This is a genomic window from Mesorhizobium loti, assembly GCF_003148495.1.
GTDB lineage: Bacteria > Pseudomonadota > Alphaproteobacteria > Rhizobiales > Rhizobiaceae > Mesorhizobium > Mesorhizobium loti.
The window spans coordinates 144,715-160,814 of the sequence record NZ_QGGH01000010.1 but is presented as its reverse complement, the minus strand read 5'-3'; the positions used below and the strand labels follow the sequence as shown (position 1 = coordinate 160,814).

Sequence of the window (16,100 nt, the reverse complement as noted above, 5' to 3'; positions counted from 1 at the left end):
AATATCTTAGTGTCGGTATCGATCCCAGCCAACGGTACCATCGGTTTATCCGCTAAGTTGTTGATTTTGCTGATTGATTGCGCACGATTTACTCGTGCGCTCGCGCTATTTTGGCCCTTTGTGATACCTATTGTGATACAAACGGTATCTTAAAGACATGGGAAGGCGATGCGAAGAGCATGATCCGGATCGCTTTCTGCAACGGAGGGGCGATCGCTTTCACTACTACTACCGACGGTCCCAAAGGAGCTAAGGGATCTCGATGGTCGCGGTGGCATTCGTACGCCGTGCTTTGGATACGGCTGACCGGTTGAAGGCGCGTACTGCCCGGGACCTCCATGAAGCTGCCGACACCGCGCTATGGTCTTCTCTCATGTTGGGCGAAAACCCAGACGCCGCGCGCATTCGCTACCAGTGCGCTATCAAGCGTGCAGAGCCCCGTCGACCTCAATCCACGCAGCTGTGCCTAAAGACGGGCTTTTGTGCTGCGCGGCGTGGCCAGCAGCAGGCTCGTCTCGCTGCCGGTGATACCGGGCACCAGGCGAATCCGGCGCAACACCGCATCGAACTCGGTGAGGGTTGCCGTGTTGAGCTCGACCACCAGATCCCAGCGGCCATTGGTCGTATGAATCGTAGCGACTTCCGCAAAGCCACCAAGAGCGCGGATCACCCGATCGGCCGCATGGCCTTCGATCTCGATCATCATGATGCCCCTGACAGCCGAGCTGATCGCTTCGGCGCGCAAGATGACCGTATAGCCGATGATCTCGCCGGACTGTTCAAGCCGCTCCATTCGCGAGCGTGCCGTGGCGCGCGACACGCCAAGATCCGCCGCCAGGTCGGAGATGCTCCGCCGCGCGCTGTGGCGCAGGAGCGTGATGAGTTTCTGGTCGAGAGAATCCACAATTGTCCAATATGGCAGCCTGATGTCTCAAAACGATAACTCTTACTGCTGGTTTTGCCAATCAGCTCTATTCATTCTGCCGGCAGCATACGGTTCAACACCTCCTGGGCCTCATAGAGGGAGAGTGCTTGCATGAACTGCAACATATTGGGTGCGCCGGTGCAGGACGGCGCTGGCCGAATGGGCTGCGAAATGGGACCGAGCGCCTTGCGGACGGCGGGGCTGGTCGGCGCCCTCAGGGACCTTGGCCATGCGGTTGCTGATCTTGGCACCGTCGCGCCGACGCCGGTGCGCCCGATCGCCCATGGCAACCTGGCGCTGAAGGCGCTGCCGGAGATTTCAGCGTGGACGGCGGGCATCGCGGATGCAGCCTATGCCGCCAGCGCGGACGCCATGCCGATCTTTCTCGGCGGAGATCACTCCATCTCCGCTGGAACCCTGTCGGGACTGGCCCGTCGCGCGGCGCAAACCGGCAGGCCGCTATTTGTGCTGTGGCTCGACGCGCATCCCGATTTTCACACGCTCGACACCACCGCCAGCGGCAATTTGCATGGCGTGCCGCTTGCCTACGCCAGCGGCCAGCCGGGCTTCCACGGCTATTTTCCGGATCTGCCGGAGCGGATAGACCCGGCCCGCATCTGCACATTGGGTATTCGCAGCGTTGATCCGGCCGAGCGGCAGGCGCTGCGCGCCGCGGGCGTCACCGTGCACGATATGCGCGCCATCGACGAACATGGCATCGCGCCGCTTCTGGGTGCCTTTCTGGACCGGGTGACGCTCGAGAATGGCCTGCTGCATGTCAGTCTCGATGTCGACTTCCTCGATCCGTCGATCGCTCCCGCGGTTGGCACGACCGTTCCGGGTGGAGCAACGTTTCGCGAAGCGCATCTGGTCATGGAGATGCTTTCGGACAGCGGCCTGGTCAGCAGCCTCGATCTGGTCGAACTCAACCCCTTTCTCGACGAGCGCGGCCGCACCGCCACACTCATGGTCGACCTGACGGCAAGCCTGATGGGCCGCCGTATCATGGACCGGCCGACCAGGAGCTTTTGATCGATGAACGCCAAGCTGAATATCGTTCCCTTCGTCAGCGTCGACCACATGATGAAGCTGGTGCTTGCCATCGGCGTCGAGCGCTTCCTCATCGATCTCGCAGCTTACATCGAGGAGGACTTTCGTCGCTGGGCGCTGTTCGACAAGACGCCGCGCGTCGCCTCGCACAGCATTGACGGGGTGATCGAACTGATGCCGACGAGCGACGGCCGCCTCTACGGCTTCAAATACGTCAACGGCCACCCCAAGAACATGCGTGAGGGCCGCCAGACGGTCACCGCTTTCGGCGTCCTAGCCGATGTCGGCAACGGCTATCCGATGCTGCTCTCCGAGATGACCATCCTGACCGCCTTGCGCACGGCGGCAACGTCGGCGGTCGCCGCAAAATACCTGGCGCCGAAGGGCGCGGACTGCATGGCCATCATCGGCAACGGCGCCCAGTCGGAATTCCAGGCGCTCGCCTTCAAGGCGCTGCTCGGCGTCAACAAGCTGCGCCTCTACGACATCGACCCGGCAGCCACGCGCAAATGCGCGGATAATCTGGCGGGACTGGGGTTCGACATCACGTCCTGCGCTTCGGCACATGCCGCCGTGGAGGGCGCGCAGATCATCACCACGGTCACCGCCGACAAGCAGTATGCGACCATCCTCACCGACAACATGGTCGGCAGCGGCGTCCACATCAACGCGGTCGGCGGCGACTGCCCGGGCAAGACGGAACTCCATCGTGACATCCTGCTGCGGTCGCGGATTATCGTCGAGTACACGCCGCAGACGCGCATCGAGGGTGAAATCCAGCAACTCGATCCGGATCATCCCGTCGCCGAATTGTGGGAGGTGATGGCTGGAACGGCCGAGGGGCGCAGCAACAACCAGGCGGTGACGCTGTTCGATTCCGTCGGCTTCGCCACCGAGGATTTCTCTGCTCTCCGCTACGTGCGCGATCAACTCGCCGACACCGGCCTTTACGAGGAGCTGGATCTCCTTGCCGATCCTGATGAGCCGCGCGACCTCTTTGGAATGCTTTTGCGTGCGGCAAGGCAAGACTGAAACTGCTGTGCGGGCTGCTGGGCGTCGGCCATACGACAACACACCCTAGGTAAGCCGTCGAAGCCGCCAGTTGACCGAGTGGACGTTGACCGGAGCCGCGACCCATTTGCCTTCATAGACTATGACGCCGGCGGGCCGAGTTCAGCATGCTCATCACCAGGGTGCTCCAGGTGCTGCCGAGACATGCCTAGGCGGGAATCGAGAAGATCGGATAGTCAAAGGCTTGATTCTAGTATCGATTCCAGCCAACGCTACCATCGGATTTGATCGTCGACACAGCACGATATACCGCCGTAGCATACCAATAAGGAAGTGCTCCTTGACAATCTTCCCCTTCACCGAAGCCATTCCAATCCAGTTTCAAGACCCGCTGCCGAAGACCTCGGAAGTCGTGATCATCGGCGGCGGCGTCATTGGCGTGACCACGGCACTGTTCCTTGCGCGACGCAACATCTCGGTGACGCTGCTGGAAAAGGGACGCATCGCCGCCGAGCAATCCTCGCGCAATTGGGGCTGGATCCGGCAGCAGGGCCGCGATGCCGACGAACTGCCGATCGTGATCGAAGCGCAGCGCCTCTGGCGGCAACTGGCGCAGGATTGCGGCGAGGACATAGGACTGAAGCAGACGGGCGTTACCTATCTTGCGCGGACGGACAAGGAGATGGCCGGTTTCGCGAAATTCCTGAAGATCGCCCAGGCTCATGGCGTCGACACGCGTCTCCTCGACCAGGGTGAGGTGGCAAGCCTGATCCCGGCCATGTCGCTACCGTTCAAAGGCGCCATGACCACCCCATCGGACATGCGCGCCGAGCCTTGGGTTGCCGTGCCCGCGATCGCTCGCCTGGCCGCCCGGCAAGGCGTCACGATCATCGAGAATTGCGCGGCACGTATGCTCGACATCTCGGCCGGCCGGATCAGCGGCGTCTGGACCGAGCGCGGCCACATCGCCACCTCGAGCGTCCTCGTCGCCAGCGGCGCCTGGACATCGCTCTTCCTGCGCGCGCACGGCATCTCGATCCCGCAGCTCAGCGTCAGGGCGACCGTCGCCGCGACAGCGCCGATGGCGGAAATCCACGCCGGTGCCGCCGCGGACGAACGCATCGCTTTCCGGCGCAGGCAGGATGGCGGGTACACGCTCGCATCGGGAGGCAGCAACCAACTCTACATAGGGCCGGACGCATTTCGCCATGCGGGCAAATATGTCAGCGCCCTGATGGCCAATCCCTTTGGCACACGCTACCTGCCGGCCGCGCCGCGCGGATATCCGGACGCCTGGTCAACCCCGCGAAGATGGGACGCTGACAAGGAAACCCCGTTCGAATGGATGCGCGTCCTCAATCCCGCTCCGGAGGCCTCGGCGCTCCGCGCCATCGACAGCGGGTTCAGGGAGCTTTTCCCGCAGTTCAAGACAGTGCCGATCAGGGCGAGCTGGGCCGGCATGATCGATGCGATGCCGGATGTCGTGCCTATCGTCGATCGCGCCGCTGCGATCCCGGGCCTCGTTGTCGCGACCGGGATGAGTGGCCACGGCTTCGGCATAGGACCCGGAATGGGCCGCATCCTGTCCGATTTGATCCAGGGCAACGAGACCGGGCACAATCTCCACAGGTTCCGTCAATCCCGTTTCAGCGACGGCAGCCCGATCCGATTGGGACCGTCGCTGTAAGCGTTCAGCCGCCCGCCGGCTCGTCGGCTCTAACCTTGAAGGGGGCCGGACGCAGGGTTCAGGTGCCGCATGCCCGAGCGTACACCTCGATGCTTTGCTGGACGTGATCGATCGCGATGTCCTCGCCGTCGCAGGCGCGGTCGGCCCAAGCGAGCGCCGAAGGCAGGTGCTGGAGAAACAGCGTCACCGGCACCTTCCGGCCCTTTAACGTATCGAAGAGTCGGTCGCATGCGGCACGGGCTTGCGGGGTCGCCCAATAGTATCGGATGCGATCGGAATAGGAGTAGTGGCGCAGTGTCCGCTTGTCGGCATCGCTGCCGTGATAGTGGCTTGCCCAGTTCTTGGGGGCGCCGAGCATCAGCTCTTCCAGGGCGTGGTAAAGCGGCCGCTCGCCATAGAAGGGCACCAGATCGGAAGCGATCAGGTCGAGCGCGTACAGCGCCTCGCGCAGTTTGAAGGTCAGCTCGGGGCCGACCTTGAGGATGGCGAAGCCGTCCTCGACGAGTTCACGCAACGGCCTCTCGCCCTGATAATCGGTCGAATGGGCTTCGAAAACGAGCGATGGCAATCTGTTCAGCGTTGCCGCCAGATCACGGGCCTTCGCCCGATCGTAGAAAATCACATTCTGGTTGCCGAACTCCACGCCCGGCTGCACCACAAGCCCGATGACGCGGGAAAACGCGCTTTCAAGCCCGGCGGCCTGGAATGCTTTGGCGTGAATGGCATATGTTTGGCGAGCCGCCTCCGGACTGGTCGGGGTGATCGCATCCAATGCGTGATCGGCGCCGCCGGGCGGTGGCACTTCCGTGCCGATGATGTAGACCGGGCTTGCCTTGCTGCTCTGCGCTGCCGCCTGTTCCGCGACGCCCGCCAGCTTGGCGGCGCGCTCGGCCACCGTGTGGTCGTCGAGCGCCGCCGGTTCACCCGCGCAACCCATCGAGGCATCGAGGTGGATCTTGCGGAAGCCGGCGCGGACATAAGCATCGACCATGGTCCCGGCCTGTGCCATCGCCTCTTCGGCGGGCCGGTCCTTCCAGGGACTAGGGCCGAGATGATCCCCGCCAAGCACGATCAGCTCTTTCGGGCATTGCTCGGCTGCCGCGAGTGCGTCCACCATCGCCGCGAAATCGGCCGGCGTCATGCCCGTATAACCGCCCAGATGATTGACCTGGTTGCACGTCGCCTCGATCAGGACGGTGGTGCCGGTTTCCCGGCCATGGCGCAGTGCAGCTTTCAGCACCAACGGGTGTGCCGAACACACCGAGGTCACCCCGATCTTCTTTCGTTCCCTGTACAGGGCCGGCAAATCTTCGATCGCCACACGCATCAGCTTCTTCTCGCCGTTCTTGCCATGAAATCTTCCAGTTCGGCACGCGTGCCGGCTCCCTCCATGGGGCCGAGGCGTGTGACGTTGCGCGCTCCTGCCGCGTTGGCGAATTCGAGCGCCGTCTGCAGCGGCATGCCCAGCCGCCGGCATGCGACATAGGCTCCCCCGAAACAGTCGCCGGCGCCCGTGGGGTCCGTTTCCTCGACGATGAGGCCGGGGCAATCGGCGCGGGCGCCTGTGCGTTGACGGGCCGACGCGCCATGTTCGCCGCGCTTGACGGCGATCTCCTGGACCCCTCGTCTGAACAGCGCCTCGATCGCGCGTTCCTCGCCGTCCATGCCTGCGGCCAGGAACAATTCGTTGCCCGAGGGTAGCAGCAGGTCCGCCTTGTCCACCAGGCTTGCGAATTTCTCCTCGGTCTGGCCGTGCGCCAGCAATTCCTTGCGCAGGTTCGGATCGAGCGACATGGTGCCGCCGCGTGCCTTGATCAAGGGGATCGCGCGCTCGGTGATCGCCCAGGCGGCGGGGCTTGCGAACACCGTTCCCATGACGTGGATATGCCCGCAATGCGCGATCAGCGCCTCGACCTGCGGCGTCCATTCCAGCCGGGCGGCGGCGGATTTGGCGATGTTGTAGACGAAATCGCGGCTTCCATCCTCGCGGTAGCGAACAAAGGCGCTGCCCGTCGGATGATCCGGGGAAACAGCGATGGCGGAAATGTCTACGCCGTCTCGCTTCAGGCGCTCGATGTTGACGAAGCCGAAATCATCGTCGCCGACCACGCCCACCATCGCGGCCGCTCCGCCCATACGCGCGCATTGATCGATGAAGATGGCGGGCGCGCCGCTCGGAAAGGGACCAATGAGGTCGATAGGTTCCCGAAAGCCGGTGCCGGTCTCCCTTGCGACGATCTCTACCAGGATTTCTCCAATCGTCACGGTTGGCCCGAGCGAGTCCGGTGCCAGCGTTTTGGGGGTGTCGTTCATCAAGCGTCTAATCCTGGGGTGTGGTGTCGTTTGCGGTCCACGAGGCCGAGGCGCAAGGGGATTCTTACCGGATCGATGTGAATCGACTAGATGCCATCGCAATCGGGGAGGGCCGGACGTAGCCCCTCAGGCAGGATCCGACTTCGTGCCACCAGGATATCTCCATAGAGCCGTTAAGCTTCGCGCAATCTATGCGGTCTATCCTTGCTTGCAGATTGTCGAGGGAACATGAAACGCAAGCCGCTTCTGCTTTTTGCCTTCCCATTTCTCATTCTTTCGATCCTGGCAGGGGAGCGCGTGGCGACCTTCTTGCTGGGAACCTATCCAGCCAGCCCCACCGCATGGTGGATATGGCTTGAACTGCGCCCTCTGTCGACGATGCTCTGGCAGCAGGTCAATCTCTGGCTGGGCGGCTCCATGGCTGTCGACGCCGCCATCCTTGCCGCGGTATCGATCGTCTGCTGGATGGCGTGCCACACCAAAAGGTCGGCATTCCCGTTCCTCGCCAACCACGTCGCCTTGATTCTCGCCGGGCTGATGATCGCCGTCGGCACCCACTCTGAAACGGCGAGCACGATCGCGGCGTTCACGTCGCCCAGGGGTCTTCCGTACTCGCTGGCTATCGATTTCACCTTGAAGAACAGCCTGGTGCTGCTTCTGGGCACCGTGGCCTGTGCCTACTGCCACATCGCTTTCCTGGCTGAAGCGCGCGATCGGTCCGTGCGGGCCATCCGCATCCTGGCCCTTCAGCGCGATCTCTGAACCGCTCGCATCCTGCCCGGATCCAGCACGTCAGGTCTAATGCATGTCGCCCAAAAGTGACCTCGGTTTTGGGAAAACGACATGCATAAAAACAAAGACCTAAAGCGCGTCGCCTGAATCCGTTCAAACGCGACGCGCTTTAGTTGTTGATCCTGCGGTAATAGACCTTGCCGTCAGGCTGCTGGATGCGCTGGTAGTTGGAGCTTGGGGCAGGGGGCGATGCCGGTGCAGTGCTCTTCCTCGGCGCACGCGGTGCTTCGATGACGCCGGGTTCGCTCGCGCTCTCGCCGTCGAGAGCTTCGGGCGCTTGCGCCAGCGTGCTGGTGGTGATCTCGGACGGTTCGGCCGCACTCGACACGGCCTCGCCGCCGGCAACCGGCACATTCTGCCCCAAACGGGCAATGTTGCCATTGATCTCGTTGAAGCTGCCTTGCAGTTGGCTGTCCAGTTTCTCGAACCGGCTCTGGAAGCCGTTGTTGACCGTGTCGAGCCTAGCCGCGATCCGCTGTTCGAAAGCTCCGAGCTGCTCCAGCCGCGCTTCGACGAAACGCAGGTCGCTTATGCCCCGATAGAGATAGACCGCAGCCGCCATGTTGATCGCGGTGATCAGCAGGGCGCCGCTGGCGAGGACGATGCCGATTGTCCTTGGGTTGCCGGGTTTCTCGGTGGCGCGCTGTTCGCGCTGTTCCTGGTTTCCGATGTCGATCGCCGGCATGTCCGGTTCGCTGATCGTCGTCATTGGACCACCACCTTTGCGCCGACCGCGACGCGCTTGAAAAGATCGATCACATCCGTGTTGGTAAGACGAAAACAGCCCGACGTTCCGTCGAAGCCGACACCCGACGGATCGTTGGTGCCATGTATCCGGTAGAGCGTGTCGCGCCCGTCCCGAGACAGATAGAGCGCCCTTGCGCCGAGCGGATTGTAGGGGCCGGCGGGCACCATTTTTGGCAGCTCCGGCTGGCGGGCCCGCATTTCCTGTGGCGGGCGCCACTCCGGCCATTCGGTCTTCGCCCCCACCTTGACGACGCCCGTCCAGCCAAACCCGTCGCGCCCGACGCTGATCTGGTAGCGCAGCGCCTGGCCCTGGCGGGTCACCAGGTAAAGCGCCTTCTCGTCCTTGCGGATGATGATCGTTCCCGGCTGCTCGGCGGTTGCGAAGGCAACAGCCTTGCGCAGGCTAGGCCCCATCGCCGGCAGCGGCGGCCGTTCCGAAAGCGCCGATCGCGCTTCGGCGAAGTCCTGGACGGACAGCGCCAGCGCCACGCCGAGCACGCAGGCGCCGGCCAGCCGCCCAGCGATCCGGTATCTCGCGATCCGATATCTATCGGGCAGCGTCATCGAGCCGCTCTTTGAACATCCGCTTCAAATCCTTGTTGAAGCGCGCCCGCCCATCCACTTCGGAAGGCGGGATGGCCCTGTTCAGCGCATCGCTCAGAAGCGCGTTGTCCAGCGCGACCGACTTGATGTGCGGCGCCTTGAATATCTTCTCGAGCTCGCTGCGCGAAAAATGGTTCCCGAACCATTTGCGCTTGTGCTTGTTGGCGACCAGCGTGATGTTGACCGCGTTGCCGCGCAGCTCGCGGATCTTCTTGTAGAGCCGCTTGCCTTGCCGCAGCGAAGCGACATTGAGTTCGAAGACGATGAAGATCTCGTCGCTCGTCGACAGCACGGAATTGTGCCAGGGCGTTTCCAGATTGGGCAGGTCGATGACGATGTCGTCGAAGCGGTAGGCGACGAGGTCCAGAAGCCGGAAGACGAAATCGCTGCCATGCGGCTCGAACGGCAGTTGCGGCCGCTCGAACGCGTAGAGGGTGAGGCCGGACGGACGCGACAGCTTGATCACATCCATCAGCTCGACATCGAGCCGTTCCGGCTGGCCGATGATGCCGGCAAGATCGAACTGGTTGAACAAATTGAGATAAGCGCCGCAATTGGCGCTCTGGAAATCGAGATCGACCAGGCAGGTGGACGCCGCGCGCTCCGCCGATTTCGAAGCCAGGAATTCGGCCGCCGACAGCGCCAGCGTCGTGGCACCGGCGCCGCCGCTGGCACCGATGAAGGTGATGATCCGGCTTTTCGTGCCCTGGTTGCCGGTGTCATGGAAGGTCACCGCGTTGAGCAGCTCCTTGCCGTCGAGCGGCTTGTGCAGCCAGTCCGAAGCGTTCATGCGCACCAGCACGCGCGTCTGTTCTGAGGTCAGCTCGTCGGAAACCGCAATCAGCGGCACGCTCGCCCACAGCGCACGCGCCTCGACGATGCCCGGCCTGCCGAGCAATTCGCCATTGCCGAGATCGAGGATGACGATGCCCGGGCGCGTATCCGCAGGCGGCCCTTTGAGGAAGTCACCCGTCTCGGAAATCCTGACATCATAGATCGCTAGCGCATCGAGCCGTGTCGCCACATCGCGCTTGAACTGCGGATCCGACGAGAACAGCGCCACCTGCTTGCGCTTGGTCGGCGTAACCTTGGTGTTGATGGCGTTCATGGAAAGGTGCTCTTCATGTCTTCGCCCGTGACCGTGCTCAGCATGGAGGGCATTGTGATGGTTCCGAACCCGAGAAAACCGGCCAGAAAGAAGAACTGGAACGGATGTTTTTCAATGCTGACGGTGATCGTTGGTACCGGCCCATTGGGGCGCGTCCAGTAGCCGAGGCCGGACGCCTGATACTGAATCTGGACCTCGGATTTCAGAAGGGTCGGCAGGAATGTCAGCATTCCCGGCCGGTTGCTGCTGCCGCTAAAGATGAAGTCGAAAGCGGCCTGGTTCACAGTGAGGTTTTGGCATGTGGCGCCTGTTCCACAGGTGCAAGATACAGCTCCGGCGGCATCGGCCGTACAGATATAGCTGTAAATGTTGGCTGGAACCGCCTTTCCCACATCCAGTGAGTCGCTGGGGGTTTTTGCTTCGAGCAGAAGTCCGCTGGCGATCGGAGCGGAAATCTGCGCCAGCCTGGCGCCGGCCTGCACCGCTTTGTTGCCGGCATTCCATTGGTAGAAGGCGTAGCCAAAGTCGACGAAACCGAGCAGCAGAGTCAGCAGCACGGGCATTGCAATGGCCGCCTCCACCATTGTCGCGCCGGATTGGTTTCTCCAGAACGTGCCGTGCGAGATCACCATCCGAAGACACGCTCCTGATGGAACACAGTGAGCGTAAGATCAGCAAAGCCAAGATAAGACCAGAGACCCAGAGTAGGATATGGATATGACGTTTTGACCTGCACGACAATGACGGTGCCGGTGCTGCTGAGATAGAGCTGGGTACCGGTCGTGGCATCGGTCGCCTGGAGCGATTGTGCCTTGGTGATGGAGACTTGAGCCGCGGTCCACCCGGTAACCCTCTGGCTACCGTTTGTGACGGCCCCGTTCACTGCGAGGTTTGTTGCCAAAGCTGAACAGGTGTCCCAATCACTGCTGCAGCGCGCCATATAGCGAGCGGCATCCTCGACGCCAGCTTCGAGAAGCAGGCGCGTGTTGAAGATGTTCGAGAACTCGAAGACACCCGCTGCCAGCAGCAACACGAATGGCGTGACGATCGCTATCTCGACCAAGGCAGCGCCTTGTTCGTCATGATGGAACCGCTGGAGGAACTGCCTCAGTTTGATGAACATGGCGCTACCGGTACAATTGCGCTTCGTTGCGCTGCAGCTTCTTCAGCGTGTTTTGGCCGGCGACAGTGCTGATATCCTCGATCTCGCCATAGATATCGGCGGTGGACGCCCCACCCGCCGGCTCTGTCAGGAACACACTCGCGAAAGCCTGCACGGGTAAGGTCTGTCCGCCGCCATGAACATTGTTGGCCGTACAGTCGACGATCGCTACATAAAGTAGACGCCTGTCAGCGGTCTGCGTCGTCGCATTGCACGCCGGCGCGGTCTGTTCGAATGTGCTCTTAAGATCCGCTTTGTGCTGAATTTCGTAGTTGTAGACACAATATCGGCTGGGGCTTGCGCCACATGCAGTTTTCACACCGGTGCCATCGTCCTTGGGCCAGTTCGTGTCCCAATAGCCCGGACTTGTTTTCGTGCCCATGAAATTCCAGTTGCCGTCGCCAAGACTTCCAGCGTTTGAACATGTGGTCGCGAAACAATTGTCTCGGGGCACCGCCATAAAATTCTTGACCTGCCCGGTACTGGGGGCTGTGTAACTGCAATTGTTCTTGCCTGCGTTTTGGACGTCCATGCCTTTTCTGACATTCGGCGCAGGCGGGTTGATGGCCGGATCGGTCTTGTAGGGGCCACCATTGTCGTAAATGTCGAAGCGCGTATTGATGCCTTTATCGACCGGAGGAATGTTGCCCGGACGGGTGGTCACCCCACTCTGGTCGTAGCAGGCGGGCGGATTGGTGACAGCGAACATTTCGGTAATCGCAGCCGTATTCTTGTCGCCCTCGGGTGACGACAGGAACCCGTAATTGCCCGGACCGTATTGGGCGCTGTTGCCGCCTGTCTGCTCTTTCAGCCAGATCATCGGCTTCTTTGTTCCTGCTACGGCCGCCTGCAGATCGCTCAGGGACGTCGCGCTATTGGTGAAAGGATTGCAGATGAACATCGGTGTGAACTGACACAACGCGTTGGTGAATCCCGCAACCGCTTGTGGCCGAATGTCCATCTTTTCCGTGCTGCCGACGAGGCTGGCTGGAAAAATCGTCGCGAAGGCGCCCGCGCCGTCCGTCGCGCCTGACGCGTTCACGGTCACTTCGGCAAACCTGACAACCTTGGGATCGGTGCTGGCCCAGTTCTTGGCGTTGGAGTCGACACCTGCGGCAGTCAGCGTGATGTCATCGCTCGCCGGTATCCCGGTCAGATACGTGACCGTTACGTCAGCCAAGACGATTGGGTGATCACCTGATGTCGAAAACAGCGTATTGTTTGCCACGAGGCTGGTGACGGCCCGGTTGGCCCGGGTGATCGCATCCGAATTGCCGTCGAGTTCCGCCGCGGCAGCAAGCGCCATCGCGTCAACACCCTTCTGCAGATCGTTATGGAGCCCGTTGACTCGGCTCATATCGATGGCCAGCAGCGAAAAGCCGATAAGCACGGGCAGCATGATGGCCACCAGGATCATCGCTACGCCGCGTTGATCGTTCCAGAAGGCTCGAATGGTCCCCAACATGACCCTGCTCTCTGCTTTCCTGCGCCAGGGCCCCTCGCATGCCCGGCGCCCTCCGCATCCTTCCATTCAGTTCACTGTGTCACACCCGACCCGCCGACATTGACCGTGATCGCCGGCGGCGGCGGCGGTGGCGGCGGAAATTTGTAGCTGTGGGCAACAGCGGCAGCACGCGCGCCGTCGCCTTCGATATGTGTGTTCCGGGACGCCGGGTTGAGCGGGTCGACCGTCTGCAGCATCGAATTGAATTTCTGCGTGTCGCCGGCCGCCAAGGTCACCGTATCGTAATGGTTCAGATAATCCGCGGCGCAGCCTGTCAGCAGGCCAGTGCCCAGAATGAGGATCAAGGCGCTATTTCTTGACATAGAGCATCTTGTCCTTCGATTTGAAGTCGAGCATGTGGCCATAGGGACCGGTGACGCCGTCGCCCGTTTCATATTTTCGGATCATGTCCTTGTTCACTTCGAGCTGACCGAGCACGAAGAATTCCGGATCGTTGGCGGGCCGTGTCTTGTCGAACGGCGTCGCCAGTTGTTCGCCGGGCTTCACCGGCCGCACGATGTGCGGCGTGACGATGACCACCAGCTCGGTCTCTTCCTTCTGGTTGCTCGAATTGCGGAACAGCGTCCCGATAATTGGTACCTGGCCGAGCCACGGCACCTGGTTCTGCAGCTTGGTGGTCTTGCTGGACAGCAGCCCGCCGACCGCGAAGCTCTGGCCGTCGCGCAGTTCGACCACGGTTTCCAGCTTGCGGTTGGTGAAGATCGGATCGCCGGCCGTGGTGAAGCCGGTCAGGTCGCTGACCTCCGGCGCCAGCTGGATGTGGATCTTGTCGTCGGCGAGCACGATAGGCGTAAAATTCAGATTGACGCCGAATTGCTTGTACTCGACCTGGACCTCGCCATCCTTGGTGACACTGCGGACCGGCACCTGGCCGCCGGCGTTGAAGCTGGCCGGCTCGCCTGAAAGCGTGGTCAGGTTAGGCTCGGCCAATGTGCGCACTACCCCCTTGGCCTCGAGGGCTTCGATGATTAGGTCGACCTTGATGTTGCTGTCGATCACCTGGGTGATCAGTGCTGCAAAGGGATTGGATTTCGACAGCAGACCCGTCACCAGGGTTCCTGGATCTGCTCCGGGTGGAGTGGTAGCTGCGATGCCCGTTCCAAAAGAGGTTGCATTGCTGCCTCTACCACGGAACGACACGCCGAGGTCGCGGCCGGCATTGCGCTTGGCTTCCAGCACGCGCACTTCCAGATTGACCTGCTGGCTGTCATCCACGGTGACTGAATTGATGATGGCGTCGGGACCATATTGCTGCGCCACCTGCATGATGGCCTCCAGCGTGGCGCCGTCCTTGACATGGCCGCCAAGCCTGACCCTGCCGTTGACCGAGCCGATTTCGATGCGCGATCTCGGCGACACCTGGCGGATGGCCGCCGCCATGTCGCTGACGTCGACCCCGACCTCGATCTGGAGGGCGCCGAGCGAGCGCTTCTCAGGCGAGAACAGATTGACCGTGGTGGTGCCAGCGCCCTTGCCGATGACATAAAGCGTGCGGTCGGTCATTGGCTGGGCATCGGCGATCTTCTCGTCGCCGACGACGATGTCACCCAGATTGGCACTCACCTGGACGGTAACCGATTGCGACATCGGCAGGAAGATACGATGAACGCTGGGGGTCGATACATCGATGAAGCGGTCGGCCGCATCGGCCGCCAGGCTCGACAGCAACAGCGCTGCCAGACAAGGCAACGCGGCCGCCACCGCCATCCTCAACCAAGACCCCTGCATCCCCGTCTCCCCAATCGCTGCCGGTGGCAGCCCCGTTTTATTAGCCGCACCTTATCATGGTTGTCGCGGCACGTCATATGTCTCGAGTTTTACACCCCGAAAAACGCCGACGGTCGCCCGTGCCGGCGGCTCGGGGGTCACGTATTTGACCACTTCCTTGACGACTTCCCGGACTTCGGGTGCAGACACCACGGCCGGGGCCGGCTTAACCTTGCTTAGATCGTCGAGCTTGCTTCCCACTCGCTCCACGGCCTGGGCGAGGCCGGCGATCTTGTCGTCCGCGCGTTTGCGCTCGGCTGCAGCTTCGGCTTCCGCCGCTGCCTTCTTGTCGAGTTCCGCCTGCCTGGCGGCGACATCGGCCGGCGTTTCGCCGGTCAGGTCGGAAAGCGTCACCCGTTCGGTTGTCTCGCCCTTGCTGGCTGCGGCCTGGCGAAGCGCCAGTGACAATTGGCCGGCGCCGGCTGCCAGGGTCAGCTTCTGCGCATCCTTGGTGCTGGCCTCGAGCGTCACCGATTTGACGACGGTCGGGCTGTCCTTGCTCACATCGGCAACCTGGTCGACGGCAAGCACCTTCATGCTCTGCAGCAGCACGTCGACGAAACTCTTGTCGGCGCCATCGCCGCCGCGCTCGGTTCGCGTCAGCAAGACATCGACCCGGTCGCCCGGGAAAACAAAGCCGGCGACGCCGAGCACGTCATTGACGCGGATGGAAACGGCCTTCATGCCTTCGCCAAGCACCGCCGAAAGCGTGGCGCGCTGGCCGGGGCCGGTGATCTTGGTGGCGAGGACAGGTTCGTTGACGCCGATCGCCTGCAGCGCCTGCTTGCTGCCTCCGCCCGCCGGAAGGTCTTTCGTCAAGAGTTCTTCCGTCGTCTTGAAAGCGCCGTCCGGAATCGCGCCCGCCGGCCATGCGACCTCACGCAGTTTGTCGGCGGACAGCGTGTCGCCGAACTTTAACGCCACCGCTGCCACCACGACCGTATCGCGTGGCACGTCGTCCGTTCGCGCCATGGCATTGCGCTGGCTGGCCAGCCAGATATTGGCGAGCACCACCGCCAGCACGCCGAACACGCCGGCGAGAACGATCATGATAAGTGTATTGACACGCATCTTCCCACCCCACCATCGCCCGCCGGGCGAATGTCAGCCCCTTCAAAGCGCATAATCCTGGGCCGAAATCGAGCGATTCCGGCCCAGAAAATTCTTAGCAAGTGCCGCCGGCACCGCCAGTGCTGGATAAACCCTTGGTGTTCAAGTTCGCGCAAAGGCCGGTGAACTGACTGCCGACCCATCCGCCGATGGCAATAACCGCGACGATCGATGCCGCGGCAATGATGCCGATCAGGATCGAGTATTCCACCATGGCAGCGCCGTTCTCATCGTCGTGGAACTGCCCGGCTACGTCGATAAGCCACTTCATGCCCATCACTCCCTGGCCATTCCGGCCTT

General features: G+C 62.1%; 17 protein-coding genes. 4 read left to right on the top strand and 13 right to left on the bottom strand.

What is annotated here, in order from left to right:
* Positions 1 to 466: 466 nt before the first annotated feature.
* Positions 467 to 904: an Lrp/AsnC family transcriptional regulator gene (locus tag C8D77_RS27630; protein ID WP_109670139.1), complete on the bottom strand. Its 438-nt coding sequence runs from the start codon at positions 902 to 904 to the stop codon at positions 467 to 469.
* 132 nt (positions 905 to 1,036) lie between these two features.
* Between C8D77_RS27630 and rocF the strand changes: the two genes are divergently transcribed.
* The 3 genes from rocF to C8D77_RS27615 all read left to right on the top strand — a co-directional run bounded on the left by rocF (position 1,037) and on the right by C8D77_RS27615 (position 4,673).
* Entirely contained in the window at positions 1,037 to 1,957 is a 921-nt protein-coding gene (gene rocF / locus C8D77_RS27625) for an arginase (protein ID WP_109670137.1), read from the top strand.
* A gap of 3 nt (positions 1,958 to 1,960) precedes the next feature.
* On the top strand, positions 1,961 to 3,007 hold the full coding sequence (locus tag C8D77_RS27620; protein ID WP_109670135.1) for an ornithine cyclodeaminase: 1,047 nt from the start codon (positions 1,961 to 1,963) through the stop codon (positions 3,005 to 3,007).
* Positions 3,008 to 3,326: 319 nt separating this feature from the next.
* Positions 3,327 to 4,673, top strand: coding sequence for an NAD(P)/FAD-dependent oxidoreductase (locus tag C8D77_RS27615; RefSeq protein WP_109670132.1), 1,347 nt, complete (start codon positions 3,327 to 3,329; stop codon positions 4,671 to 4,673).
* A gap of 58 nt (positions 4,674 to 4,731) precedes the next feature.
* Here C8D77_RS27615 and C8D77_RS27610 read toward each other — a convergent pair whose 3' ends face one another.
* Both C8D77_RS27610 and C8D77_RS27605 read right to left on the bottom strand, forming a co-directional pair.
* On the bottom strand, positions 4,732 to 6,000 hold the full coding sequence (locus C8D77_RS27610; RefSeq protein WP_109670130.1) for a D-tagatose-bisphosphate aldolase, class II, non-catalytic subunit: 1,269 nt from the start codon (positions 5,998 to 6,000) through the stop codon (positions 4,732 to 4,734).
* On the bottom strand, positions 6,000 to 6,986 hold the full coding sequence (locus tag C8D77_RS27605; protein ID WP_109670127.1) for a tagatose kinase: 987 nt from the start codon (positions 6,984 to 6,986) through the stop codon (positions 6,000 to 6,002). The genes C8D77_RS27610 and C8D77_RS27605 overlap by 1 nt, the downstream gene beginning before the upstream one ends.
* A 228-nt stretch (positions 6,987 to 7,214) precedes the next feature.
* Here C8D77_RS27605 and C8D77_RS27600 point away from each other — a divergent pair, with 228 nt between their 5' ends.
* Positions 7,215 to 7,748, top strand: coding sequence for a hypothetical protein (locus C8D77_RS27600; RefSeq protein ID WP_109670125.1), 534 nt, complete (start codon positions 7,215 to 7,217; stop codon positions 7,746 to 7,748).
* Positions 7,749 to 7,887: 139 nt separating this feature from the next.
* Here the strand turns inward: C8D77_RS27600 and C8D77_RS27590 are convergent, their stop codons facing one another.
* The 10 genes from C8D77_RS27590 to C8D77_RS27545 all read right to left on the bottom strand — a co-directional run bounded on the left by C8D77_RS27590 (position 7,888) and on the right by C8D77_RS27545 (position 16,071).
* Positions 7,888 to 8,487, bottom strand: coding sequence for a hypothetical protein (locus C8D77_RS27590; RefSeq protein WP_109670123.1), 600 nt, complete (start codon positions 8,485 to 8,487; stop codon positions 7,888 to 7,890).
* Positions 8,484 to 9,089: a L,D-transpeptidase gene (locus C8D77_RS27585; protein WP_109670121.1), complete on the bottom strand. Its 606-nt coding sequence runs from the start codon at positions 9,087 to 9,089 to the stop codon at positions 8,484 to 8,486. The genes C8D77_RS27590 and C8D77_RS27585 overlap by 4 nt, the downstream gene beginning before the upstream one ends.
* On the bottom strand, positions 9,073 to 10,236 hold the full coding sequence (locus C8D77_RS27580; RefSeq protein WP_109670119.1) for a CpaE/TadZ family protein: 1,164 nt from the start codon (positions 10,234 to 10,236) through the stop codon (positions 9,073 to 9,075). The genes C8D77_RS27585 and C8D77_RS27580 overlap by 17 nt, the downstream gene beginning before the upstream one ends.
* Positions 10,233 to 10,868, bottom strand: coding sequence for a TadE/TadG family type IV pilus assembly protein (locus C8D77_RS27575; RefSeq protein ID WP_109670117.1), 636 nt, complete (start codon positions 10,866 to 10,868; stop codon positions 10,233 to 10,235). Before C8D77_RS27575 ends, C8D77_RS27580 begins: the two co-directional genes overlap by 4 nt.
* Complete coding sequence (locus C8D77_RS27570; RefSeq protein WP_109670115.1) at positions 10,862 to 11,359, bottom strand: TadE/TadG family type IV pilus assembly protein; 498 nt, start codon at positions 11,357 to 11,359, stop codon at positions 10,862 to 10,864. Before C8D77_RS27570 ends, C8D77_RS27575 begins: the two co-directional genes overlap by 7 nt.
* Before the next feature lie 4 nt (positions 11,360 to 11,363).
* On the bottom strand, positions 11,364 to 12,863 hold the full coding sequence (locus C8D77_RS27565) for a TadE/TadG family type IV pilus assembly protein (protein WP_170136824.1): 1,500 nt from the start codon (positions 12,861 to 12,863) through the stop codon (positions 11,364 to 11,366).
* Positions 12,864 to 12,934: 71 nt separating this feature from the next.
* On the bottom strand, positions 12,935 to 13,207 hold the full coding sequence (locus C8D77_RS27560; protein ID WP_245951887.1) for a hypothetical protein: 273 nt from the start codon (positions 13,205 to 13,207) through the stop codon (positions 12,935 to 12,937).
* 4 nt (positions 13,208 to 13,211) lie between these two features.
* Positions 13,212 to 14,651 carry a type II and III secretion system protein family protein gene (locus C8D77_RS27555; protein WP_109670108.1) on the bottom strand — a complete coding sequence of 480 codons (1,440 nt, stop codon included), beginning with the start codon at positions 14,649 to 14,651 and terminating at the stop codon, positions 13,212 to 13,214.
* Between the two features lie 54 nt (positions 14,652 to 14,705).
* Positions 14,706 to 15,761, bottom strand: coding sequence for a Flp pilus assembly protein CpaB (gene cpaB / locus C8D77_RS27550; protein ID WP_109670106.1), 1,056 nt, complete (start codon positions 15,759 to 15,761; stop codon positions 14,706 to 14,708).
* 94 nt (positions 15,762 to 15,855) lie between these two features.
* The gene (locus C8D77_RS27545) at positions 15,856 to 16,071 is read right to left on the bottom strand and encodes a Flp family type IVb pilin (protein ID WP_109670203.1); all 216 of its coding nucleotides are present in this window, start codon (positions 16,069 to 16,071) and stop codon (positions 15,856 to 15,858) included.
* Between the last annotated feature and the right edge of the window lie 29 nt (positions 16,072 to 16,100).